Genomic DNA, 21,598 nt, shown 5'->3' with positions numbered 1-21,598 from the left:
GGGAGCGACGATGCCTATAGATCTATAAACCAATTCTTTCAATGGGCTACACGGCAGATCCGTGCCCCTCGCCGTGGGCATCAAACAGGCACGGCCGGTTCTGTCGGTGATCGCCGTTTCCGGTGATGTCTGCATATCCGGAGAGGGCAGAAACCATTTTCTCCATACGATCCGGAAAAACCTGGATATTACGATCCTGATCACCAACAACCAGGTTTACGGCCTGACCAAGGGACAGAGTTCCCCCACAACCGACCTGAGCGTCAAAAACCCTCTGACCCCGGATGGAAACCCTAACGCTCCCCTTCATCCTCTGAGCCTGGCCCTTGTCATGGGTGCGCCGTTTGTCGCCCGGGGGTTCGCCAGGGAAAAAGACCACTTAAAGGAAGTGATCATGGAAGCGATCCGCTTCAGGGGGACAGCCGTCGTCGATATTCTTCTGCCTTGTGTGACGTTCAATAAAATCAACACCTACCAGTGGTACGGTGACCGGGTATACCAGGTCGAACCTACGACAGACCCCCTGGAGGCGATCCGAATCGCCGAATTCTGGGAGGACAGAATCGCCATCGGTGTTCTGTTCCGTGACGAAACCAGACCGACACGCACACCCCGGAATCTCTTTACCCGGCGCACAACCCAGAAAGACATTGAAACACTGCTGAAGCGATACCATGATTAACCGATAGGATCGTGGGTTATAAAAAAGCTTATCGAACCCCTGCATTCTTCTCTTCATCCAGACCGTTTCTTTTTCCCTACGCGGCCATGTGCAAATCAATTTGCAAACAAGTTGCATATTCTGTATACGGTTTTCCATGTCCAATCAGGAAAAGAAAATCCCAATGGAAATCACGCTGAGAAAGGCGGGGCTCCAGAAAACAGCCCAGCGTCTGGCCGTACTTGGTATCCTGGACCAGGCGGAGACGCCCCTGACAGCCGACGATATTTTCCGGCGGCTGCGGGATGAACAAAAGGTCAACCGGACAACGGTCTATCGTATTCTATCGTCATACACCCGAAACGGAATCATCCTGGAGTTTGTATCGAAGAAGGGTACCCACTATTATGAGCGGATGGAACCGGATGAAAGCCCGCACCCTCACTTTAATTGCAGACACTGCGGCGTGATGATCTGTCTTACGGGCAACCCCGGATCATGGGAAAAGTTGGTTGACCATTCCGATTTGGAAGTGGAATGTATCAATATCAGCGGACTTTGCCATCTTTGCAAGGCAAACGGAGAAAAATAGATTGATAAAAAACTTTATCCTGGTTTTGATGTTGATCATCATTCCGATCGTTCCCAAATCTTCTATGGCGGATGACCGCATCATCGTATCCGTAACGATTTTGCCTCAAGCCTATTTTGTGGAACGGATCGGTGGCGACCGTGTCGATATACGGGTCATGGTACCTCCGGGGGCCAGTCCCGAAACGTTCGACCCCACTCCCCTGCAGTTGCTCAACCTGTCGAGGTCCGAGCTTTATTTTAAAATCGGCTCCCCGAATCTGGAAGTTGAAATACGTTTCCAGCGTTTTCTCCAGGATCATGGGAAGCACATATCTGTTGTTGACATGTCCACAGGCGTGAAAACCCTAAAAGAAGATCCGCACATCTGGCTTTCACCGGCTGTCGTCAAAGCCGCAGCTTCCAATATATATCGAGCCCTCTCATCAGCGGATCCGGCAAATACCCCTTATTATCGTGAAAACCTCCGAAGTTTTCTCACGGATATCGATGCCCTGGATCGGCGTATTAAACAAAAACTGATGAAAAAAAACGGATATGTCTTCATGGTTTACCATTCCGCATGGGGCTATTTCGCAAGAGAGTATGGGATTCGACAACTGGCCATTGAGGAAGAGGGGAGGCCTTTGAATATTTCCCGCATCAGGGCAATGATTTCTCTCGCCCGAAAAAAAGGAATTAAAACGATATTTATCCAGAAAGGATTTGATGAAAAAGGTGCATCGGCCATTGCCCGGGAAATAGGTGCGAAGGTGGTGAAAGTCAATCCTCTTGAACGGGATTGGCTGAAAAATCTCGATGATTTCTCGGCAATCCTGAAAGTAGCTCTCAAACCATGAATGATAAGCCGGTTATTCGCATACATGACGTGTCCTTTGGTTACGATGAGCTCCCGGTCCTGCGCAAGGTGAGTCTCGATATCTTCCCTGAAGATTTTATCCTGATCATCGGTCCCAATGGCGGAGGTAAAACAACCCTCATAAAACTGATTCTGGGCATTTTGAAACCCTGGGAGGGATCCATCCAGTTCGATCCGTCAGTCGCGACCCGGCTGGGCTATGTCCCCCAGTTTTCCAACTTCAACAAGAACTTCCCTATTTCCGTTTTTGATTTTGTACTGACGGGTCGATGTCACGGGTATAATTATCTGCGTTTCTACCGTAAGGAGGATCGTTCGGCAACGGAAGCCATATTGAAACGAATGGACCTTGGGGCGTTGCGCCGCAAGGAAATGAACACACTTTCGGGGGGACAGGTTCAGCGAGCGCTCATAGCGCGCGCGCTGGTCTCCGAACCCAAGGTGCTGTTTCTTGACGAGCCCACAACATCGATCGACTTCACTTCTCAGACCAGCCTGATCGAATTTCTTGAAAATATTAACCGGGAAATGGCTATCGTCGTTATAACACACGATCCAACTCCCCTTGCGTCGGTATATAAGCATATCGCGTGCGTAAACGGAGAGCTTTATTACCACAGCCAGAACGAATTGGACCGATATACACTGGAGAAGGTTTATGGATGCCCCGTCGAACTTTTGGGGCATGGCATTCCACACACCTTATTACGTCTGCATTGAAAGTCTCAGATCACGATGGATATTTTACAATATGATTTCATTCAAAACGCACTCTGGGCAAGCCTCCTGGCCAGCATCGTCTGCGGCATGATTGGCCCTTTCGTTGTGACAAAACGCCTTGCCTCCATTACGGGAGGGTTGAGTCATACGGCATTTGCGGGTCTCGGTCTGGCCTACTGGCTTGGTTTCAATCCCATTTACGGTGCCTCTCTGGTCGTCATCCTGGCGGCATTATTCATTGGTTACAACGAGGGAATGAAAATCGACAAAAACGATCTCCTGATCGGAATCCTCTGGGCCGCAGGGGTCGCCGCAGGAATTCTTTTCATCTCCATGACCCCGGGGTTTGTCCCCGATTTGATGAGCTTCTTGTTCGGCAACATCCTGACCGTAACGGATTCGGATTTGAAAATCGTTTCAGGTCTCTGTTTGATCGTTGTTACCGCGGTGACAATTTTTTATAAGGGTTTTATAGCGATCGCCCTGGATGAGGAATATGCCCTTGCGAAGGGATTGCCGGTACGAAGGCTGAAAATGGGCCTCATGTTTCTCATCGCCCTGTCCATTGTCATACTGATTCAAGTCGTGGGCATTATTCTCGTTATTGCCCTGCTTACCATCCCTGTGGCAATCGCTTCCGAAATGTCAACGAATTTCAGGAAAATCATGATTTTTTCCGTGCTGATTGGAATCGGTATATGTCTGTCCGGCCTGGAAATCTCCTATATCTGGGAAATGCCGTCAGGCGCATCGATTGTCATGACCGGAACTCTCGTACTCATCTTATTGAAAATCATCAAGATCTCCGGTATCCGCATACATGGACCGTCAAAAAGATAGTTTCCCTGAATACCCTCTCTATGGGTCTCTCAAAACGGGCCCCTGCATTGGCGTATATCACTCCTGCTAAATCACAGGATCGATTCAACTAGACCTTGCTTTTAATTAAGTTGTTGCTAAACTGGGAAAAAACAAAAGGAGGATGCAATTATGGTGATCAGTCTCCCCGATTTACCCTATGGAAAAGATGCCTTGGCGCCTTATATCAGCCAGAACACAATCGAATATCATTATGGGAAACACCATAAAACATACGTTGATAATGCAAACAGGCTCCTCGCCGATACGGATATGGCAACGGCTTCCCTGGAGGACATCATCCGTAATACCGCAGGAAACGCTGAAAAGATTGGCATTTTCAACAACTGCGCCCAGGTGTGGAACCACACCTTCTACTGGAAATGCATGAACCCAGCGGGAGGAGGTAAGCCGACGGGGGCCATCGCCACTAAAATTGATGCAACATGGGGAAGCTTTGACAAATTTGCCGAAGAATTTAAAAATGCGGCCCTCAGCCAGTTCGGGAGTGGCTGGGCCTGGCTTGTGGAGGAAGGGGGCATCCTCAAGATCGTTAAAACGGGCAATGCCGATACGCCAATCGCCCATGGCCAAAGGCCGCTTTTGACGGTGGATGTCTGGGAACACGCTTACTATCTTGATTATCAGAACCGGCGAGGGGACTATCTTTCGGCGTTTGTCGATAAATTGATCAATTGGGACTTTGTCAATTCCTGCCTCGATTGAGGAGCCGGCGGCATCGTTTTGTTTTGGAACGGATGGCGATGACATTTTGCCGTCATCCGTTCCGCTAAAATATGCATGTCATTGCATTCCGGGGGGGAATCGATAACATGAAAACCCCGTCACCCCACTATCATGGGCACCGGCAACGACTTAAGGGAAAATACCTCTCCACGGCTCCAGGCACATTGCAGGATTATGAAATTCTGGAATTGCTCTTATCTTATTCCATTCCCCGTAAGGATGTAAAGCCCCTGGCAAAAGCGCTATTACTACGTTTTTCGTCCCTGAAGGGTATTATGGACGCTCCCGGGGAAGAACTTATGGAAGTTCCGGGCATCGGATCCCATACGGCCGTTCTGATCAGGTTGGTTCGTGAACTGGGAACCCGTTATTTAAAAGAAAAAGTCCGGGAGAAAACCCAGATTTCCTGCACGACCGAGTTGATCCAGTTCTGTAACGCCGCCCTTGGAGGCCTCAAAGATGAACGCTTCTGCGTAATCTATCTGAACGCCCAGAATCGCATGATAGACATGGATGTCATCGAAGAGGGAATCGTTAACCAGGCTATCGTGTATCCCCGAAAAGTCCTGGAAAGCGCCTTGAAACGCAAGGCTTCCGCAATCATCCTTGTTCACAATCATCCTTCCGGCCAAGTAAAGCCCTCCGATGCGGATATCCGTTTAACCCATACGATTCGTGAGGCAGCCAAAGCATTGGATATTCTGGTACATGACCATTTGATTGTCGGTGAAAACAGGTTTTTTAGTTTCCGGGAGGAAGGGATGATTGGCTGACAATAACGGGCCGCAAAATTGACGGGGTCATCTTCCGATATATTGCCGTTATTGCATATAGAAGGCCAAGAAAAGGAGGCCCTTTTGCGGCTCTCCTTTTCTTGGCTGTTATGGAGAAGGAAGAAAGGGCAATGATCACCCCCTATCGACTCTTTCCTTCAATTCCTTACCGACTTTGAAAAAAGGCAGTTTCTTGGGTGTAACTTGGATATTTTTCCCCGTTTTTGGATTCCTTCCGGTATAGGCTCCATAGTTCCGGACGACAAAACTGCCGAATCCCCGAATTTCGATGCGACCTCCTTTTTTCAGTTCATCCGTAAATCCTTTGAAAATCAGATTCACAATAATACTCGCTTTTTTCTCCGGCAGATTTTCCTTTCTGCTCAACGCCTCAATCAAACTGGATTTGTTCATGCTTCCTCCTCAGTACAGCGCGTTTCATTATCCGGAACCGACTTTTAAATAACATCTGAAAATAACGCTATTTTTTGGGTGGCTTATATTGATTTTCGCCTTGAAAGTCAAGACAAATTTCTCCGAATTTCACAGATAAGTGTGCATTTCTTTTCATTCATTATGCGATTTTTTCACTGCGGCCGGAAAAGGATAAAAGGGAGTCAATTTCTTTTTTCGTCAGGTGGCGATACATGCCCCGTCTCAGACTTCCCAATTGCACATCGCCAATGGCAACCCGTACAAGCCTCTGCACATCATGCCGGAGCGAAGTAAACCCTTTCCGAATCATCCGGTTTTTCCCCTCGAAAATCGTGAGAGAAACCCACAGGCTCCTTTCGTTACGCTTCTCAATGCGCAGATCACGAGGCTGAAAAAACCCGTCTTCAAAGCGGACGCCTTTCCTTAGCCGCCCTATCTCTTCAACGGTCAAGTGACCTTCCACCCGGACACGGTAACGCTTGGGAACACCGTAACGCGGATGCTGAATTTTTTGGGCAAACATTCCGTCGTTTGTCATCAGAAGAAGGCCCTCGGAGTCATAGTCGAGGCGTCCCACAGGGAAAAGCCTCTCCCCCTCCCCTTTCACCAGGTCCGTCACGACGGGACGGTTCTCCGGATCACGGAGTGTGGTCACGTAACCGGAAGGCTTGTGGAGGAGGATATAAACCGGGGTCCCCTCGGAAATAATGCGTTTTCCGTCGAGACGTATGGTGTCATTCAACGGATCCGCCTTCACACCCATCCGGGAAACGATCTCGCCATTCAAACTGATCCGCCCTTCGGCAATCATGGCTTCCGCTTTCCGTCGGGAAACCTGGGCGTATCGTGAAACAATTTTCTGTAGACGTTCTTGCATGTCTTATTCCTGCAATTCCTTCAGTTCCCGAAGGGTCGGTAATTCGGAGAGATCCTTCAGGCTGAAAACTTCCAGGAAACGTCGGGTGGTCCCGTAAATGATCGGCTTTCCGGGAACATCCTTCCGCCCGACGATCCGGACCATTTTTTTTTCGAGGAGCCTCCTGATCGCTCCCCCCGCATCAACACCCCTTATCTTGTCGATTTCCGCTTTCAGGACCGGCTGCCTGTATGCAATGACGGCAAGGGTTTCCATCATAACAGGTGTCAGCGATGCAGGTTTTCCTTTTTTCAGCTTCTTGATCCAGGGAGACCACTCATGCTTCGTCCGGAAGTGGTATCCCCCCGCAACCTCAACGATGCAGAAACCCCTGCTTTCGTCTTGATATTCCTGAACCAGCCGGCGAAGACAATCCCGAATGTCCTTCCTGTCCACATCTTCCAGTACATCGGCCAGCCTGTCAAGATTGATGTGCACGTCCGAGGCAAAAATCAGCGCCTCGATGACGGCCTTTAATCCTTCCATCATCCCACTCCACCGACGATGCACAAAAAGGGGTTCGCGCTCATATCATCACTCATCGACGGCCAGAAAGATCCGGATAACACCGGACGTTTCATTCTGAAACGCCTTGATCATCCGAAGTTTTATTAATTCCAGAATGGCCAGAAACGTGTAAATGATGTGCCTCTTGCTGGCGGAGGAATCCAGAAACTCGACAAACGTGAGGCTCCGACATTTTGTCAGGACGTCCATGATCTCGTTGATCCGGTCGGCCAGAGATATTTTTTCCAAATCAATTTCCATCGATTCGGATTTGCCTGAACCCTCGATCACCTCCCGGAAAGCCTCCAGGAGATCAAATATGCCTGCTTCTATCAGGATCCCATCGTCCGAAGGATCCCCTTGCGCATCCTCCTCGTGAAAACCGCGCTCGAACACGTCCCGTTCCAAAACGGGCCGGGTTTCCAAAGCCGAGGCCGCCTCTTTAAATACCTGATACTCCAAAAGCTTGTTTACAAGCTCCTGCCGGGGATCTCCTTCGTCTTCCTCCTTCTCCCCTTCCGGAACGGGCAAGAGCATCCGCGACTTGATTTGGAGGAGAGTGGCCGCCAGAACCAAATATTCCCCAGCCTCGTCAAGGTTCAGGGAACGGATGATCCCCAGATATTGTAAATACTGCTCCGTAATGAGGGCGATTGGAATATCGCAAATATCGATCCTGTTTTTTCGGATGAGAAACAACAGCAGATCCAGAGGCCCCTGAAACTGGTCGAGTTTGATTTCATAATCCATAGGCACCTGACCATCAATCCTAAAGGGGCTCGTATATTTCTCCAAGATACCATGGCCATGATGGCCTCAGATCTTCATGGCCTCTCTCACCTCGACCATGGTCGCCTTTGCGACGACAGACGCTTTTTGATTTCCTTTTTCAACGATATCCCACACGTCATCCAGGTGCTGCGTATAATGATTCCGTCGTTCATGGATCGGCAGCAGGGCCAGACGGATTCGTTCATACAGTTTTTTCTTACAGTCCGTACAACCGATCCCGGCTGTACGACAGTCTTGATCGATCTGTTGCACCTCCGTGTATTCCGAATAAATCCGATGGAAACTGTACACATTACAGACGTCGGGATTGCCCGGATCCTTTCGACGCATTCGCTGAGGATCCGTAAACATGGCCGACACCTTGTTTCTCAAATCGTCTCCTTCATCACTGATGTAAATTGAATTTCCGTAGGACTTGCTCATTTTGCGCCCGTCGATACCGAGAAGTTTCGGTACTTCCGTCAGCAAAGGATCCGGCACCGGAAAGACTTCTCCGTAGAGAAAATTGAACCGCCGGGCGATCTCCCGGGTCAACTCCACATGGGGCAACTGGTCGACACCGACCGGCACCCCCTGCCCCTTATAGATGATGATATCCGCTGCCTGCAAAACCGGGTAGCCGAGAAAACCGTAAGTGGCCAAGTCCTTATCCGCCAGTTCCTCTTTCATTTCCTTGTAGGTGGGATTGCGTTGGAGCCAGGACAGGGGGGTCATCATTCCCAGCAAAAGATACAATTCCGAGTGTTCCTTAATCGCCGACTGAACGAACAGGGTGCTTTTTTCCGGATCAAGGCCGACGCTCAGCCAGTTGATCACCATGTCCAGGGAGTTCTCGCGAATCTGGTCCGGACTGCCGTAATCACTGGTCAGGGCATGCCAGTCTGCAATGAAATAAAAGCAGTCGTGGTGACCGTCGTTTTGAAGTGCCACCCAGTTTTTCAGAGCACCCTGCAAATTGCCCAGATGCAGTTTCCCCGTGGGCCTCATCCCGCTCAGTATTCTTTTTCTCACCTGAAAAACGCTCCTTGTGCATATGGACCTCCCGGCAACAAACCGCGAAGACAAACATCCATACGAAATTTGCGCAGCTATAACAAAATCGCCTGATGATGTCAATCAGGGACGACCCGTACGAGGCTGATCTCCGGGGAATCTCTATCCATCCGGCAAAATTGAGGGAATTTGATTTGGCAGCTCACCCGTGACTCACAGAAACCACCCTGCTGCCACACCTAAAGACGTAACCATCTTGGCCGCGGCGCGATGCCCCGCAAGCCTGCCTTGCGGGGCATCCATCCGCACTTCTCGGCCTCGAAGCAATGCAATCCGAGGCGAACGCATCTTCCGCACCGGTGGTGTCCACCACTTTCCGTGACTCGATCGGAATCATTCCCTCAAAACCGGAACTTTCCAACCAGCAACCCCTTTCGCCCAGTTCCGCCACAACGATGCCACATCCATTACCTGTTCTGATCGCGCTTATTGACGCGGTTTATGCGTGGCAGCCCTGATCACCGTTACCCTGTCCCCTTTATTTCCATAAAAAAAGCCCCCGGATGTCAACTTCCGGAGGCCTTTTCTCATCCCGTTTTTGTTATTTTACTCTATCGGATAATTGCTTACCGGGCCTGAATTTTACGACCTTTTTCGCCGGAATCTTGATCGGCTTTTTTGTCTGAGGATTGATACCTGTCCTCGCCTTCCTCTTGACCACGCTGAATGAACCGAATCCGACCAAGCCGAATTTGCCGTTCTTCTTCAGCTCCTGAGCTACGGTCTCCATAAACACTTCCAGTGCATCTGCCGCCGCGGCCTTGGTGATCCCCGTCTCCTCCGCCATAACCGAAACCAGATCTGCCTTTGTCATCCCTTCACTTCCCCCTTTCGATGGTTTTAATGATGTCCAGCAATACCCCTGAAACGACGCCCTCTCCAGCTAATTGCCTCTGGCCATACCTGATGCATAACGACAAAATCTGCAACATCCAACCCTGAAACTGAACCGGCACCACCTGCAAATGCACAAGATGATCACAGTGAACCGACGACAGGAACATGCCTGAAGACGGCATGTGTTGCAGTACCGCTACCACAAAGGGATTCAACAATCAAGCAAATTTAAGCGTTCATCAAGAAAAAAGTATTTCATAAAATTGACACCCGACAGCCTTTGTGCTAGGGCGTGAAACGCAATGCATTCCCTAAAATAAAAAGACTTGCCCTTTTCTTGCAGAGGACAACAGTGCGGCAGGGTCTATTACGGAAAATGGATAAAGCATCGTATCTTACAAGATCAACCCTTCACCGGCGAATCGCAGGAAAGACCCTGGCCTGGATCAGCCTTTCCCGACCTCCCTTTCATACGGTCGGCATTTTGCCCTTTTGCCTGGGGACATACCTGGCCTGGAAAACAGAGGACATCTTCAAGAATTCGGTGTTTTTTATTGGGGTGCTGGCGGTATTTTTTATCCTGCTGTCGACCTACCAATCCGGAGAATACTTCGACCACAGAGAAGACGCGCTTTCGAAAGCAAAGTTCAAAAGTCGTTTCGCCGGGGGATCCGGAATTATGCAGACTGGGATACTGCCCCGACGGATACCCTTATTAACCAGCATCGTATCCATTTTTTTGGCAGCGGCCCTGGGGCTGGTTCTTCAGTTCGGATGCGGCACCGGTCCGTACACCCTGCTGCTCGGCTGCCTGGGGGGGCTTTCGGGTTTCTTCTATTCCACGAAACCGGTGCGGCTCGTCGAACGAGGTTACGGTGAGTTTTTTATCGCCTTCTGTTTCGGATGGCTTCCCATCGCCACAGCCTTCTATCTGCAAACCGGATTTATCCATCCGCTGATTCATTGGATCAGCATACCGATTGCGCTAACAATTTTTAACGTTATTCTTCTGAATGAATTTCACGATTATGCAGCCGACCATGCCGTCGGGAAAAAGAATCTCCTCGTTCGGCTGGGGCAGGGAAAGGGCCTGGTCCTCTTTCTCGCTGTCTCCGTCACCGCATGGATCATGACCTTTATCTCGATCCATGCCGGCGTTCCCCCAAAAATGCTCCATGTTTATCTGCCGGTCTTTTTCTTTTCCCTGCTGATCATCCTTTTGCTTCGCAAGGGCTGGCACAGAAAGCCTGAAACCCTGGAAATTCTCTGTGGAATGAATATCGTCGTAAATCTGGGCACGACCGCCGCCTTCATCTACGCCTGGACCTGAACATTGAAATGATAATAAAATAGAGAGAGTACAAAGTATATGGGCCTCCTTAATCATCGCATGTCGGTAAAATCTTTTTTTAATCCCCCGTCGCTGCTGTTACGACAATTGGGAAGCGTTCTTCTCATGACCTACTTGAACGGCTGGAAGAAATTTCCCCTGTGGCTTTGCCGTCATGCCTTCTCTTCCATCCCGGTTTCCAATGGCGCCACCGGAATGGGTTGCATCGGCTATCCCGGTCATCCCGTATGGGAAGTCACCTCCGCCTGTAACCTGACCTGCATCCACTGCCATGCGACAAGCGGCAAACCCGGTCCGGATGAACTGACCACCGATGAGGGGAAAAAGCTCATCGATCAGATCGCCGAGGTGAGTGGTTTCCGCTCCCTCGTCTATACGGGGGGGGAACCTCTCGTGCGCCCCGATATTTTCGAACTCCTCCGCCACTCACAAAATGTCGGCTTCGCCAACATTATCGCCACCAACGGTACACTTATCGATGAGGAAATGGCGGTTAAACTGAAAGAGCACGGTGTGGTGTGTAACGCCATCAGCCTCGATTCGCCAAATCCTGAACGCCATAATTTTATCCGGAACTCACCCGATGCCTTCAACTTGGTTCAGCGGGCAATCGAAGCCACAAGAAAAGCGGGAATCCTCGTACAGATCAACACCACGGCGATGGAATACAACATGCCAGACTTGGGGGATCTCATTGAGTTCGTGGACCGAATCGACGGAGGAATCATGCTGATGTACCAGTTGGTTGCCGTCGGTCGGGGCGAAAGAATCGAGAAGGCCACCCTGAAAAAATCCGCGAACAGGCAATTGAGCGAATTGATTTCCCGGAAGCAGAAAAACTGCGGGGCCATCGTTGAACCGGTCGCGGGTCCCCAGTACTGGCCATATCTTCTGGAAAAAAAGCAGTGTACCAACGGACTATGGAGGCGGGTGGCGGAGCAGGTCTTCCATGGTTGTGCCGCAGGCCGCGGGTTTGCCTACGTGAAGGCCAACGGCGATGTCTGGCCCTGCCCGTTTGTTGAAATCAGCGGCGGCAACGTGAGGATGGAGTCTTTTAAGTCCATCTACGAAACCTCCAGCGTGTTTCGCAACCTGAGAAATCGAGAAAATATGCTGAAGGGGCTTTGCGGTGACTGTCGGTACCGTACAATTTGTGGAGGGTGCCGAGGCAGAGCCCTGGCCTACAGCGGAGATTATCTCGCCGAAGATCCCCGCTGCTTCATCCGGGATTCCGGAACATCCTAGCCGATCAACATCAGATTGTCCAGCAGGGCGTACGGGGTGATTCGGAGTGGATAATGACACCCCACAGACCTGTCAGGGCTTGAATTTCCGCTGCACGAGGGCATTTTTAGGGTACGTTTTTCGTAAATCCCTTTCAAACTGCCGCCACTTTCGCCGTATTTTTCTTTCCGCCAGGAAATCGATGTACTTGCTGACCGGAATAAAATCGGAGGTGCCGATGTTGTCCACAACGACCAGCTTCACCTCATCTTCACGGATTTTCTGGCAAAGAATGTTTTTGGCCTTGAGCGTCATCGTAACAATCCGCCATTCTAGCAAATAGTCCTTTAGGCGATCGAAGGCCTTTCCCAGTGGTTCGGCATATCTGTCCGTATCCTCGGACGAAGCCAGATAATGACCAAGGGTGCGGGATACGCCACCGTCGTGATCCCGAATCATGTCAAAAACAAACCCCCGACCGCGACTGGTTGGTATTTCCCCGTGATACTTCGGCAGCATGGTCCAGGGGACGCCCCTTTTTTCAAGCAGGTCATAGTAAGCAACCTCGCGGGCCGCCTCGATCAAGGGTGTCTTGGATTTCTGCGGAAGAAGCACCTTGACGCAAAGATTCCCGTCATGCGGATGCGCATAACAGGCTCGATGCTTCCCCCTTCCCACCATACGTGCCTTTTCAAGCTCCAACATGCCCTCTCCTCCTAATTATTAACAATAACACGGATTTAGAAGGGATTTTACTCCAAGCTTCACCATCCGTGTTTACCACCGCTACATTTCATATTCGTGTCCGGAACTATTTGTCAACACTTTTTGGCACTTTTTTGTCGCCGGAGTCCCTGTTGAATGGAAGGGATGAAGTGTGATATGCAAGGTAGGCGGAAGCGAAATCCATCACGTTTCATGGTAACAAGATTATGACCGATTTTGAAAAGGGATTGCGGCTTTATGACCACCCGGAAATCACCCGAAGGCTGTTATTCCCTCGCCGTGAGTTTATCGCGGACTCAACAAACCCAAGGACCTTCAATCATTTTATTGAGGTAGAACCGGGGGTGGAGATCGGTTGCCGATTCTACCCTTTTGGGGAAGAGGCGCCGAACATTATTTATTTCCACGGCAATGGAGAAATAGCCTCCGATTATGATTTCGTAGCCCCAATGTACCGGGAACTCGGCCTGAACCTGTTTGTAACAGACTACCGGGGATACGGCATGAGCAGCGGGGACCCAACCCCCGGCGCCATGATACGGGACGCCCATCCGCTTTTCCGGGGATTTTCGGGCTTTCTTTCCGAACGGCGATTTACCGGAAGGCATTACGTGATGGGGCGCTCTCTGGGCAGTGCTCCGGCTATCGAGATAGCTTATCGCCATTCAAAACAGTTGGCGGGATTGATCGTGGAGAGCGGCTTCGCCTCGGCCCGCAACCAACTGCGACGAATCGGTATGACGCACCTCCTTGAGGATGATCTGGAACCGGTAGGATTTGGCAACGACATCAAGATAGGGGCAATAAAAATCCCCACCCTCATTATTCATGGCGAAGAAGACGAAATAATCCCTGTCGGGGAAGGCCGGAGTCTCTACGAACTTTCCGGCGCCCCGCTCAAAAGGGTGTGTTTCATTCCCCGGGCCGGTCATAACGATCTACTGATAGGGGGATTGAAAAGGTATATGGACGCCGTCGATACTTTCATTTCGGCAACTTGACCGGGGCCAAAAAACCTGCAAGACCTTATGAACCGTCACCGAGTGCTTCGCTTAGAGAGTGTTTAGCGCAGACCCGATATTTCACCCCCCGTGCCTCTTGAGTAGAGCAGTCGATAGGCGCACTGCATCTATTGATCGGCAGTTTATACGTCTTTGCCTTAGACGCAATTTTTACAGTCACCAAACCATCGTTATGTGATTACAGGCGTATAGGCGTTCTGAACATGCTCTTGCCATCACGACATACGACCGTAATTGACGGCCATCGCAGGAATCAGGATAGACATTTTTCCCCTGCCGTCCGGGATAATTGGTTATCCCTGAAAAACGCGATTTTCGACGGAGCAGGCGTTTAAGGGGGTTAGCAAGAGGTTCTTGATGGCCCAGAAGTGACCGCCAAAGCGCTCTTTGAAAAGGACTCAAAAGAAAGCTCTGGGGAAGCTTCCTCAGATTGAAACCGCAACCGGCCAACAGAGCGTTGATCTGGTCGTCTTCGGTTTCCTTGAGGTAATGGCACCGGAGACGATGGTCCTGTTCGAGGTGGCCGAAGATCGGTTCAATGGCCATTCCTCCTTTTGGACCATTTCCATCGCCAGGGCGTCGCATGGTGGTTTTTCCGAAAAAAGTCAAATGGTGCGCAAATTTGTGACCTGCATGCGGTCATACTGACAAAACAATTTCCTTTGCCTGAAAATAATGCGCTTGACAATTTATGACCATTTGTTTAACAGAGTTGATCAATTGTTCAAAATGTGTCCTCGGGCTTGGTCATCCCTTATTTTGCTGAACGTGATACTCTGTTGTAAAGCACAAACTGATGAACGAAACCCAACACAAGCTCATTGCCGCAGCCGATTTTCTGTTACAGGAGAATGGCCTGGTCCGTTCCACGACCCGGGTTATCGCCAAGCAGGCCGGTGTATCCGAAGGGCTCCTCTACCATTATTTCCGGGACAAGGCGGAGTTGATCCACGAAGTCGTTTTCCACCGGTTGCGAAATTTGCACGAAACCTTGGACAGCCTCCCCTCTCTGGTCGGACAAAATACGGTGGAGGAGAATCTCACACGGGTTCTGGAAATAGCTTACGAGGCACATTATCGTGCAATCCCAATTATTTGCGCGGTATTTTCCGATTATAAATTGCGAAATCGGATTCGGGAAATCGTCCGTGAACGTCAAATAGGACCTGACCGCAGCATCAACATTCTCGCCGCTTATCTGATGGCGGAGCAAAGCATAAAACGTATTTCAGCAGGCATCAACGCAATATCCGCGGCCAAACTCCTTTTTGCCAGCAGTTGTCACGGGGCGATGGTCGATCATTTTCTGGCCAACAGAACCGAGATGCATGTAAAACATTTGGAAATCCGGGATGCGGTGCGCATGATCCTGGTTGATCCGAAGCCATCGGTTCACTTAACGTAAATGAGGATGCACACAGGAAAAATTATGGACGGTTTTTTGCTCAAGAGAATCTTGCTTGCCACGATGATCGTTATGCTGACGGCGGGATGCGCCGTTGGTCCTGATTTTCGTACACCGGAACTCGCATCCCCCGAACACTACACGCCATCGCCACTATCCCCTGAAACGGTGGCCATAGACACACAGAGCGGTCAGGCTCAGCGTTTCGCTTTCACCGAAGACGTTTCCGACCAATGGTGGACGCTTTTCCGCTCACCGGAACTGGACAGGCTGATTAAACAGGCTTTAGCGAAAAGCCCAACTCTCGCGGCGGCCCAGGCGGCTCTCCGCAAGGCAGAAGAAAATCTTCGAGCCGCGCAGGGTGGCCTTTTGTTTCCCGCATTTGATACGGGTCTTTATGGCGGACGGCAGCGAACCTCTGCCTACACAAACGGCGGTACCAGCAACACCTTCAATCTTTACAACGCCTCCGTACATGTTTCCTATACTCTGGATATTTTTGGAGGGTCACGGCGCCGCCTCGAGGCTCTGCGGGCATTGGTCGATTATCAGCGGTACCAGTACGAAGCCGTTTACCTGACCCTCACCGCGAACATCGTCACCACGGCAATTCGTGAAGCAGCCCTCCGGGACCAGATTGTGACAACAAAGGCAATTCTCAAAGCCCAGGAAACACAATTTGCGCTCATAAACCGGCAGTTCGAGCTAGGCGGTGCCGCCAGAATATCCGTCCTAGCCCAGCAGGCGGAGGTGGCGGTTACGCGGGCAGCCCTGCCGCCACTGGAAAAGGAATTGGCCCTCACGCGTCACGCCCTTGCGGTGCTTGTGGGGCAACTGCCGGGTGAAGGTTATGTTGCGGATTTTTCCCTCGACAAACTGAACTTGCCGGAGGATCTTCCCGTCAGCCTGCCATCGGCTCTTGCCCGTCAACGTCCCGATATCCGCGCCGCCGAATCCATTTTGCACCAGGCCTGTGCCGAGGTTGGCGTGGCCACGGCGAATCTCTATCCTCGAATAACATTGTCAGGCAGCTATGGCACAGAGGCCCTTCATACTCATAACCTGTTCAGCAGCCCAAGCATTGTCTGGAATATCGGCGCGGGACTCCTGCAGCCGTTGTTCCATGGAGGTGAATTGACGGCCAAGCGTCGTGCCGCCATTGCCGCTTTCGAAGAAGCGGCGGCGCAGTACCGCCAAACCGTCCTCAAGGGATTTCAGGATGTGGCGGACGTGCTACGCTCCCTGGAAACGGACGCCCGAACGCTGAAAGCGCAGGCGGAAGCCGAAACGGCGGCAAGAGCCACCCTGACACTTGCGGAGACACAATTTCGCCTTGGGGCGGTTGATTACCTCTACCTGCTTGTCGCTGAGCGGAACTACTACCGTGCTCAGGCAGCCTTGATCGAGGCACGGGCCGTACGATACGCGGATACGGCCGCCCTGTTTCAAGCGCTGGGCGGGGGCTGGTGGAACCGTCCAGAAGTACTAAACCATACGGATTCAGAAAAAGAATAAGATTCAACGGCGCAAATGCCGCCATCCTTATAAAGGAGATCGATCATGACCAAGCGAATGATCATTATGCTGATTCTGGTTGCTGTAACATTCGGAGGAATTTTCGGTTACAAGGCATTCACGGGGTACATGATGCAAAAGGCCATGGCCACTCAGGGGCCTCCACCTCAAACCGTATCGGCAATGAAAGCCACGACCCAAGCATGGCAACCACGCCTGCAAGCGGTCGGGACCTTGAAGGCGCTCCGCGGGGCGGACCTGGCACCCGAGGTCAGCGGTATCGTCTCCCGGATTTACTTTCAATCCGGCGAGATGGTCCAGGCAGGAGCACTTCTTTTGGAAATGGATGCCCAATCTGATATCGCTAAACTGAAATCGTTCAAAGCCACCCTGGAGTTGGCCAGGAAAAATTACCTGAGGGACCAGGAACAATTTAAAGAACAGATCGTCAGCCAGGCCGCCTTGGATGCAGATCTGGCGGACCTGCAACGGGCGGAAGCGCAGGTTTCGGAACAGCAGGCTCTGGTAGACAAGAAAGCTATTCGGGCTCCTTTCGACGGGCGTCTGGGTATCCGCATGGCCGACCTGGGACAGTATCTGAATCCGGGGATGAAGATCGTCACCCTCCAGACCCTCGACCCCATATATGTAGATTTTTTTCTCCCGCAGAAGGACATCAACCGGATCACCGTCGGACAGCAAGTGGAGGTCCGGACGGATGCCTATCCAGAACATGTTTTTAAAGGCATCATCTCAGCCATAGATCCCAAGGTCGACACGAGTACCCGTAATGCAGCCATCCGGGCAACTGTCCGAAACCCAAAACAGCAGCTCCTGCCGGGCATGTTCACCACCACCCTAATTGAAACGGGCAAATCCGAACGTTTCATCACCATGCCCCAGACTGCCGTTGTCTACAATCCCTACGGGAGCGTCGTTTATCTGGCTGTAGAAAAAGGCAAGGATCCCGAGGGGGAACCCAATCTGGTGGCCATGCAACGATTCGTCAAGACCGGAGAAACCCGGGGCGACCAGATTTCCATTCTTGAAGGAATTGAAGAAGGAGACCTGGTCGTGACATCAGGACAGATCAAACTGCGTAACGGCACGCCGATCCTGATCAACAACAAGATTCATCCAACGAACGATCCGGCACCCACTCCTGTAGACAACTAAACGGGGTATATCCATGAATTTTACCGATATTTTCATCCGCAGGCCAGTGCTGGCCAGTGTCGTCAGCCTTCTGATTCTCGCTTTGGGTATACGTTCCTTGGATCTTTTATCTATTCGGCAATATCCGCAGACAGAGAATGCCGTCGTCACGGTCAGCACCACTTATACGGGAGCCGATGCCGACACAGTCGCTGGATTTATCACCACGCCCCTGGAAAATTCCATCGCCCAGGCCGAAGGTATCGACTACATGACCTCGTCCAGCACGCTGGGTTTCAGCATGATCACCGCCAACCTGGTTCTCAATTACGATTCCGGCAAAGCCCTGACGGAAATCAACACCAAAGTCAACGCCGTCATCAACAAGCTTCCACCAGATGCCGAGCAACCCGTCATCGATGTGGAGGTCGGCGAAACCATTGCATCCATGTACCTTGGATACGAAAGTGACACCCTGCCGGCGAACAACATTACGGACTACCTGTTGCGTGTGGTACAACCGCAGCTACAGGCGGTCCCGGGTGTCCAGAGAGCGGAAATCTTCGGAGAAAAACTGTTTGCCCTCCGTGCGTGGCTGAATCCGGAAAAACTCGCCGCCTACAATCTAACCGCCGCCGATGTCTGGAACGCCCTGGCTAAAAACGATTATCTGTCCGCTATCGGGCGGACCAAGGGACAGATGGTTCAAGTCAACCTGACCGCGTCGACAAACCTCGTTTCCCTTGAGGAATTTCGTGATTTGATCGTCAAGCAGGATAACGGGGCGATAATACGGCTCAAGGATGTCGGGACCGTCTCGCTCGGGGCTGAGGATTACGACTCCCAAGTCTATCTGGATGGCAAGAAGGCTGTCTACATCGGAATCAAGATCGCCCCCACAGCCAACCTTCTCGATGTCATCCAGGATGTGTACGTCGTACTCCGGCAGATTGAGGAGCAACTGCCGGAGGGCTTGACACAAACTGTCGGCTATGACGCCAGTCTGTTTGTCAACAGCTCGATCAACGAAGTCGTCAAGTCCCTAGCCGAAGCGCTTTTGATCGTGACCCTGGTCGTTTTTCTGTTTCTCGGTTCGTTCAGGTCCGTTTTTATCCCTGTCGTCGCCATCCCCCTGTCTTTGATCGGGGCGTTTACTTTCATGCTTGTTTTTGGTTTTACCGTCAACCTGCTGACCCTACTGGCCCTGGTGCTGGCGATTGGGCTGGTGGTAGATGACGCCATCATCATCGTGGAGAACGTAGACCGACACCTGGATGAGGGGAAGCCTCCCCTGGAAGCGGCCATCATCGCAGCACGGGAGCTCGCAAAACCCATCGTGGTCATGGGGATCGTCCTGGTCGCGGTTTTCATCCCCATCGGATTCATGGGTGGTCTCACGGGCGCTTTGTTTACGGAGTTTGCCTTTACCCTGGTCGGGACAGTCAGCATTTCCGCCATTGTCGCCCTGACCCTCTCTCCGATGCTGTGTTCCCGCCTTCTTAAAGCCCCCGATGCCTCTCAAAAGGGCTGGCAGGCACACCTGGTGAATTGGCTGAATCATAAATTCGGACTATTGAGCGGCCTTTACGAGCGCCTTTTGCATGGCACACTCAATTATGTTCCGGTCACGGTGATTTTTTCCTGCATCGTCATGGTCAGTATCTATTTCCTCTATTCGGGAGCCAAATCGGAATTGGCCCCACAGGAGGATCTGGGCATCATCATCACCTCATCGACGGCGGCACCTAATTCGACCCTGCAGCAGAGGCATCTCTACTTTCAGGATATCTATCAAACCTTCGCCAGGCATTCCGAGACATGGGGGGTATTCCAGCTCGATGTCCCCGGTGCCATCATCTCCGGCATGGTGTTGAACCCCTGGGACCAACGGAAAAAAACCGCAAGTGATCTTCAACCGGTCGTCCAGCAGGAAGTCGCCGGTGTCAGCGGATTCAATACCGTAGCCTTCCAGCCGCCTTCCCTGCCGGGAGCCCACGGCTTACCGGTCGAACTTGCCATCCTCACCACCGACCCTTTTGAGCGTCTTAATGAGATCTCTGAAATATTTCTGAGGGAAGCTCAGGAAAGCGGCATGTTCATGTTCATCGACTCAGACCTCAAATACAACCTGCCGGAATCCAGGCTGGTCATTGACCGCGACATGGCGTCTCAACTCGGCCTGACGATGGATGATATCGGCGGCGCCCTGTCGGCCATGCTCCGGGGAGGGTATGTCAACTTTTTCAGTCTTGCCGGTCGGTCCTACAAGGTTATCCCGCAAGTCCAGCAAAGGTACCGGTTGAACACGGACCAACTGAACAACTATTACATTCGTACAGCCGGTGGAAATCCCGTGCCGGTTTCCACGGTCGCTCACATCGAGACCAAGACGGTGCCGCAATCCCTTCAGCGTTTTCAGCAACAGAATGCAGCGATGTTTTCCGGCGTACCCCGTCCGGGCATAACCCAGGGGCAGGCTCTGGGCTATTTGGAAAATCTGGCGGAACGTATCCTGCCCCAAGGCTATACGATCGACTACGCCGGCCAGTCACGGCAATTTGTCCAGGAATCGGCGGCCCTCATGGTCACTTTTTTCTTTGCCATGATCATCATCTTCCTTGCCCTGGCCGCCCAGTTTGAAAGCTTCCGTGACCCCGTCATCATCCTGGTCTCCGTTCCGCTTTCCATTTGTGGCGCCCTGATCTTCATCAGCCTCGGAATCGGCGGCGCCAGCATTAACATCTACACCCAGGTGGGACTCGTTACCTTGGTCGGCCTGATCAGCAAGCACGGAATCCTGATCGTGGAATTTGCGAACAATCTGCAACGGCGGGGACATTCCAAGCGTGAGGCCATAGAGAATGCTGCTTCCATCCGCCTGCGGCCGATTCTTATGACTACCGCAGCCATGGTTTTAGGTGTTGTTCCCCTGATCACGGCATCAGGCGCGGGTGCTGCCAGCCGTTACAACCTTGGCCTGGTTATCGCCACAGGCATTGCTATCGGCACGCTTTTCACCCTGTTCGTCGTGCCGGCGATGTACATGCTTTTGGCGACGGATCATGCAAAACAACAGGCTAAGGAGAACAGTCATGAGGAAATCATGACAGCCCCCCGCGTATAACCAACCGTTTCACTGCGGACTGGGCGCATGACGTGGAAGAAGAAACGCTAAAGTCGGATATTCGGTAAACCAGAACATCAAAAAATATTTCATGGCCATGGCTTTGTCTTGAGAGAATTACAGATTGATTGGCCGTCTGATTTTGCTGGCAGAGATCAGCGACACGAGCTCCAATAGGCCTGTGGAGACGGGGCAGGGCATGGACAACATTTATCCAGAATTATGTTTAGAGACAAACCACCCCCCTCACCTTTCCTGCCAATTCATAAATCCGGGCAACTTCCTCGCTGGAGCTCACATGTTTATGAATGGTCACGCTGATGTATT

At 51.5% G+C, this 21,598-nt stretch carries 21 protein-coding genes and 1 pseudogene; 14 read left to right on the top strand and 8 right to left on the bottom strand.

The genetic code is table 11. From position 1 onward, the window contains the following. Positions 1–31 precede the first annotated feature (31 nt). From GX147_01060 to radC, 7 genes and pseudogenes are all read left to right on the top strand, one after another. Positions 32–682, top strand: a pseudogene (locus GX147_01060) (2-oxoacid ferredoxin oxidoreductase). A gap of 163 nt (positions 683–845) precedes the next feature. Then, positions 846–1,253, top strand: coding sequence for a transcriptional repressor (locus GX147_01055; GenBank protein ID NLN59299.1), 408 nt, complete (start codon positions 846–848; stop codon positions 1,251–1,253). A gap of 1 nt (position 1,254) precedes the next feature. Beyond that, a complete protein-coding gene (locus GX147_01050; protein NLN59298.1) occupies positions 1,255–2,091 on the top strand; it encodes a zinc ABC transporter solute-binding protein in 837 nt (278 codons plus the stop codon). Further along, positions 2,088–2,831, top strand: a complete 744-nt coding sequence (locus GX147_01045; protein NLN59297.1) for an ABC transporter ATP-binding protein — start codon at positions 2,088–2,090, stop codon at positions 2,829–2,831. Before GX147_01050 ends, GX147_01045 begins: the two co-directional genes overlap by 4 nt. Before the next feature lie 15 nt (positions 2,832–2,846). Next, positions 2,847–3,671: a metal ABC transporter permease gene (locus GX147_01040; GenBank protein NLN59296.1), complete on the top strand. Its 825-nt coding sequence runs from the start codon at positions 2,847–2,849 to the stop codon at positions 3,669–3,671. A gap of 150 nt (positions 3,672–3,821) precedes the next feature. Next, complete coding sequence (locus tag GX147_01035; GenBank protein NLN59295.1) at positions 3,822–4,415, top strand: superoxide dismutase; 594 nt, start codon at positions 3,822–3,824, stop codon at positions 4,413–4,415. Between the two features lie 107 nt (positions 4,416–4,522). Further along, the gene (gene radC, locus GX147_01030; protein ID NLN59294.1) at positions 4,523–5,209 is read left to right on the top strand and encodes a DNA repair protein RadC; all 687 of its coding nucleotides are present in this window, start codon (positions 4,523–4,525) and stop codon (positions 5,207–5,209) included. Between the two features lie 135 nt (positions 5,210–5,344). Here radC and GX147_01025 read toward each other — a convergent pair whose 3' ends face one another. From GX147_01025 to GX147_00995, 7 genes are all read right to left on the bottom strand, one after another. Further along, positions 5,345–5,623, bottom strand: coding sequence for an integration host factor subunit beta (locus GX147_01025; GenBank protein NLN59293.1), 279 nt, complete (start codon positions 5,621–5,623; stop codon positions 5,345–5,347). Positions 5,624–5,783: 160 nt separating this feature from the next. Continuing rightward, complete coding sequence (locus GX147_01020; GenBank protein NLN59292.1) at positions 5,784–6,521, bottom strand: rRNA pseudouridine synthase; 738 nt, start codon at positions 6,519–6,521, stop codon at positions 5,784–5,786. A gap of 3 nt (positions 6,522–6,524) precedes the next feature. Then, positions 6,525–7,046 carry an SMC-Scp complex subunit ScpB gene (gene scpB, locus GX147_01015; GenBank protein NLN59291.1) on the bottom strand — a complete coding sequence of 174 codons (522 nt, stop codon included), beginning with the start codon at positions 7,044–7,046 and terminating at the stop codon, positions 6,525–6,527. Positions 7,047–7,094: 48 nt separating this feature from the next. Then, on the bottom strand, positions 7,095–7,817 hold the full coding sequence (locus GX147_01010) for a segregation/condensation protein A (protein ID NLN59290.1): 723 nt from the start codon (positions 7,815–7,817) through the stop codon (positions 7,095–7,097). A gap of 66 nt (positions 7,818–7,883) precedes the next feature. Then, positions 7,884–8,846, bottom strand: a complete 963-nt coding sequence (gene trpS / locus GX147_01005) for a tryptophan--tRNA ligase (GenBank protein NLN59289.1) — start codon at positions 8,844–8,846, stop codon at positions 7,884–7,886. Between the two features lie 208 nt (positions 8,847–9,054). After that, positions 9,055–9,273 (bottom strand): hypothetical protein, encoded by a 219-nt coding sequence (locus GX147_01000; protein NLN59288.1) that lies wholly within the window; start codon positions 9,271–9,273, stop codon positions 9,055–9,057. A 180-nt stretch (positions 9,274–9,453) separates the two neighbouring features. Beyond that, positions 9,454–9,726 (bottom strand): HU family DNA-binding protein, encoded by a 273-nt coding sequence (locus tag GX147_00995; GenBank protein ID NLN59287.1) that lies wholly within the window; start codon positions 9,724–9,726, stop codon positions 9,454–9,456. A 399-nt stretch (positions 9,727–10,125) separates the two neighbouring features. Here GX147_00995 and GX147_00990 point away from each other — a divergent pair, with 399 nt between their 5' ends. Further along, positions 10,126–11,079 (top strand): prenyltransferase, encoded by a 954-nt coding sequence (locus GX147_00990; GenBank protein ID NLN59286.1) that lies wholly within the window; start codon positions 10,126–10,128, stop codon positions 11,077–11,079. A 60-nt stretch (positions 11,080–11,139) separates the two neighbouring features. Continuing rightward, a complete protein-coding gene (locus GX147_00985; protein NLN59285.1) occupies positions 11,140–12,345 on the top strand; it encodes a radical SAM protein in 1,206 nt (401 codons plus the stop codon). Positions 12,346–12,417: 72 nt separating this feature from the next. Here GX147_00985 and GX147_00980 read toward each other — a convergent pair whose 3' ends face one another. Then, on the bottom strand, positions 12,418–13,029 hold the full coding sequence (locus tag GX147_00980) for a hypothetical protein (protein NLN59284.1): 612 nt from the start codon (positions 13,027–13,029) through the stop codon (positions 12,418–12,420). A 227-nt stretch (positions 13,030–13,256) separates the two neighbouring features. On the opposite strand from GX147_00980, the gene GX147_00975 reads away from it, so the two are divergent. The 5 genes from GX147_00975 (at position 13,257) to GX147_00955 (ending at position 21,271) form a co-directional block, all read left to right on the top strand. Then, on the top strand, positions 13,257–14,051 hold the full coding sequence (locus GX147_00975; GenBank protein ID NLN59283.1) for an alpha/beta hydrolase: 795 nt from the start codon (positions 13,257–13,259) through the stop codon (positions 14,049–14,051). A gap of 817 nt (positions 14,052–14,868) precedes the next feature. Continuing rightward, positions 14,869–15,477 carry a TetR/AcrR family transcriptional regulator gene (locus GX147_00970; protein NLN59282.1) on the top strand — a complete coding sequence of 203 codons (609 nt, stop codon included), beginning with the start codon at positions 14,869–14,871 and terminating at the stop codon, positions 15,475–15,477. Positions 15,478–15,501: 24 nt separating this feature from the next. After that, complete coding sequence (locus GX147_00965) at positions 15,502–16,992, top strand: efflux transporter outer membrane subunit (protein ID NLN59281.1); 1,491 nt, start codon at positions 15,502–15,504, stop codon at positions 16,990–16,992. Positions 16,993–17,037: 45 nt separating this feature from the next. Continuing rightward, on the top strand, positions 17,038–18,168 hold the full coding sequence (locus GX147_00960) for an efflux RND transporter periplasmic adaptor subunit (protein ID NLN59280.1): 1,131 nt from the start codon (positions 17,038–17,040) through the stop codon (positions 18,166–18,168). A 13-nt stretch (positions 18,169–18,181) separates the two neighbouring features. Further along, positions 18,182–21,271 carry an MMPL family transporter gene (locus GX147_00955; protein NLN59279.1) on the top strand — a complete coding sequence of 1,030 codons (3,090 nt, stop codon included), beginning with the start codon at positions 18,182–18,184 and terminating at the stop codon, positions 21,269–21,271. Positions 21,272–21,598: the final 327 nt, after the last annotated feature.

Source organism: Deltaproteobacteria bacterium, assembly GCA_012522415.1.
In the GTDB taxonomy this organism is placed as follows: domain Bacteria; phylum Desulfobacterota; class Syntrophia; order Syntrophales; family JAAYKM01; genus JAAYKM01.
This window is presented reverse-complemented; position numbering and strand designations above follow the sequence as displayed.

Bases quoted from the DNA above. Each gene is read 5' to 3' on its own strand.
- GX147_01035 (NLN59295.1), top strand. From the start codon at position 3,822: ATGGTGATCAGTCTCCCCGATTTACCCTATGGAAAAGATGCCTTGGCG.
- GX147_00965 (NLN59281.1), top strand. From the start codon at position 15,502: ATGGACGGTTTTTTGCTCAAGAGAATCTTGCTTGCCACGATGATCGTT.
- GX147_00990 (NLN59286.1), top strand. From the start codon at position 10,126: ATGGATAAAGCATCGTATCTTACAAGATCAACCCTTCACCGGCGAATC.
- trpS (NLN59289.1), bottom strand. From the start codon at position 8,846: ATGAGGCCCACGGGGAAACTGCATCTGGGCAATTTGCAGGGTGCTCTG.
- radC (NLN59294.1), top strand. From the start codon at position 4,523: ATGAAAACCCCGTCACCCCACTATCATGGGCACCGGCAACGACTTAAG.
- GX147_01020 (NLN59292.1), bottom strand. From the start codon at position 6,521: ATGCAAGAACGTCTACAGAAAATTGTTTCACGATACGCCCAGGTTTCC.
- GX147_01055 (NLN59299.1), top strand. From the start codon at position 846: ATGGAAATCACGCTGAGAAAGGCGGGGCTCCAGAAAACAGCCCAGCGT.
- GX147_01045 (NLN59297.1), top strand. From the start codon at position 2,088: ATGAATGATAAGCCGGTTATTCGCATACATGACGTGTCCTTTGGTTAC.
- GX147_00955 (NLN59279.1), top strand. From the start codon at position 18,182: ATGAATTTTACCGATATTTTCATCCGCAGGCCAGTGCTGGCCAGTGTC.
- GX147_00995 (NLN59287.1), bottom strand. From the start codon at position 9,726: ATGACAAAGGCAGATCTGGTTTCGGTTATGGCGGAGGAGACGGGGATC.
- GX147_01010 (NLN59290.1), bottom strand. From the start codon at position 7,817: ATGGATTATGAAATCAAACTCGACCAGTTTCAGGGGCCTCTGGATCTG.
- GX147_00970 (NLN59282.1), top strand. From the start codon at position 14,869: ATGAACGAAACCCAACACAAGCTCATTGCCGCAGCCGATTTTCTGTTA.
- GX147_00985 (NLN59285.1), top strand. From the start codon at position 11,140: ATGTCGGTAAAATCTTTTTTTAATCCCCCGTCGCTGCTGTTACGACAA.
- GX147_00960 (NLN59280.1), top strand. From the start codon at position 17,038: ATGACCAAGCGAATGATCATTATGCTGATTCTGGTTGCTGTAACATTC.
- GX147_01025 (NLN59293.1), bottom strand. From the start codon at position 5,623: ATGAACAAATCCAGTTTGATTGAGGCGTTGAGCAGAAAGGAAAATCTG.
- GX147_00980 (NLN59284.1), bottom strand. From the start codon at position 13,029: ATGTTGGAGCTTGAAAAGGCACGTATGGTGGGAAGGGGGAAGCATCGA.
- scpB (NLN59291.1), bottom strand. From the start codon at position 7,046: ATGGAAGGATTAAAGGCCGTCATCGAGGCGCTGATTTTTGCCTCGGAC.
- GX147_01040 (NLN59296.1), top strand. From the start codon at position 2,847: ATGGATATTTTACAATATGATTTCATTCAAAACGCACTCTGGGCAAGC.
- GX147_00975 (NLN59283.1), top strand. From the start codon at position 13,257: ATGACCGATTTTGAAAAGGGATTGCGGCTTTATGACCACCCGGAAATC.